The sequence below is a fragment of the Vibrio cionasavignyae genome (genome assembly GCF_050337155.1).
GTDB classification, from domain to species: Bacteria; Pseudomonadota; Gammaproteobacteria; order Enterobacterales; family Vibrionaceae; genus Vibrio; species Vibrio nomapromontoriensis.
On record NZ_JAKJSR010000057.1, the window covers coordinates 1 to 2,015 of the forward strand.

Consider the following 2,015-nt stretch of genomic DNA (forward strand, 5'->3'; position numbering starts at 1 on the left):
GTATTCCGTTGGGATAATGCTCGTAATGAAGCAAAAGACCACTATGATCAAAGAGATAAAGTATGGAGTATCAAAACCGATGGYACRGACTTACGTTTGGTTGCMGACGAATTTGTTGGCAAAGTTCGTTTAATGCGTATCTCACCAAATAATCGCTACCTAGCTTTGGCGTACTCGGCAGCTGAAGGCATGTTTAAGGTGATTAAAGACCTTAAAACGGGCGAATATATTGAACTGGGTCGTTCACGTGGCTATCCAGAATTCCTATGGGCAGAAGACAGCAGCTATCTATACTACGTAGATAAATTTAAAGACTGGAAGTACACCTTAGCGACGGGTGATAAGCAGCAAGTAAAAACAGAGTTTAACGAGTATTCAGTGATTCATGATGGTAAGCGTTTTATGGTCGATGAATATGGCATTGGTGTTTTTGACGAAGCAACGGACACAGAGCTTTACTCGATAGTGCCAGATACTTCTCGTTCTGCAGAAGAAGCTCGTTTTCGTAAGAAATCAATTAGCCCAATGGGACACTATGCTTGGGTAGAAACCAGAACACACCGCTATCTTATTGATGTAAAAAACAAGTCCTTTCAATCAGAAAAAATCGTCCCGCGAGCTGTTGGTAAGTTACGTTATTTTGAAATTTTGAGTAAAGATGCGAACTACACTCGAGATGGAGCCGCCAGAGTGATTCTGAGCAAACTAACAGAAAACAAAGAGTTTGGTCCTTACTTAAAATGGGAGCAAATAGGGACTGGCCACAGTGCTGGTAATTCTTCGCTTTACAACGCATTTGCCAACAATGGTGACTTTGTAAAAGGGGAGGAACTATGAATATTGATGATACCTGTAATGTGATACCACTGCATGCGAATTACTATTTGTTTGGGGCATATTTTCCTGCTGCACAGAATGGTCGAAAAAACGTATACCCGACTTGGCATGAAGAGCGGAGCTTAGTTGGTAAGGAGGGTGTTACTAACATTCGCCCGTTAGCTAAAGTGCCAATGCTGAATGTAACCGATAGCGAAAACCCTAAGCTTTGGGCAACCAATCAAGAGTTTAAGTTATGCCCGTTGGGTAACGGACAACCGGATAAAAATGGGGCGTTTGAAGTGTTGACACCAGAACACCCTATTCACGCACTAGGCAGTGACTTACCAAAAAGCGGAGAACAAACCCTCACTTTTCGTTTTCCATCATTGCCACTTATTGCTTCACTCGCAGAGCTAGCACCTAAAGAGTTGGCTGCAAAAATTGTCGAGCTCAGCGGCCAATTAGACAACAGCGAAACTCAGTTAACACTAACTGAAATCAGTACTGAACAATTGGCTAAACCTTATAAGCCAGCTACAAGTGGGCAACTCAGCGCGGAACAAGCCGAATACAATAAGTGGTATGAGGAGGTTTGTGAACTTAAGCAGCCACTGAAAGGTTTTGTACTGCCCGTTGTGGCGAGCTGCGCTGTGGTTTTCTCTGATAGCGATAAAAAAAGAAAACGGCTCTAGGTTGATTAGTTTTTCTGGTTGGCCTGTAGAGGTTAWAGAAGTGGMACTTATTCGTGGTTATCAGGGCAATAGCCATCATGGACGAGACAATCAAACCGTCATCTTTGCTCRAACACYAATTGCAGACCTGCTAGCCCATAAGGAAAAAGATCAACCAAGCTAACAGAAAGCCGTTTATACGAGTCACGTGAGCACGATATTAAGCAATTAAGCGCGACCCAAAATGACAATAAAGAGAATATTAACATGAATCTACGTCACACATTATGCTTGATTGCCTTGGCGGTATTGTCTGGCTGTAATCAGGAATCGGCGAAGGAGCCTGATCAACAAGCGAAAACCCCTCAAACAATTGAAGACCGAATTGCAGAGAAGAATGCGCAGCAGTGGGAAGATGGTCGTGTTTATATTACAGAAAATAACTATGTTATTTATGACCAAGAAGCGGGCAAGCCGGAACACTACATTGTTAAAGCCAAAGAATGGCCGCGGGAAGACCTAGAT

Annotated in this window: 2 protein-coding genes and 1 pseudogene; all 3 read left to right on the forward strand. The window is 43.0% G+C overall.

Annotation, left to right across the window (positions count from 1 at the left end; all coding sequences use genetic code 11):
- On the forward strand, positions 1-837 hold an 837-nt coding region (locus L4D74_RS25040; protein WP_428755112.1), incomplete at its 5' end, for a Tricorn protease domain-containing protein.
- Positions 834-1,511 (forward strand): hypothetical protein, encoded by a 678-nt coding sequence (locus tag L4D74_RS25045; protein WP_428755114.1) that lies wholly within the window; start codon positions 834-836, stop codon positions 1,509-1,511. The genes L4D74_RS25040 and L4D74_RS25045, both read left to right, overlap by 4 nt.
- Positions 1,512-1,757: 246 nt before the next feature.
- A pseudogene (locus tag L4D74_RS25050) lies at positions 1,758-2,015 on the forward strand (Tricorn protease domain-containing protein); the annotation flags it as partial.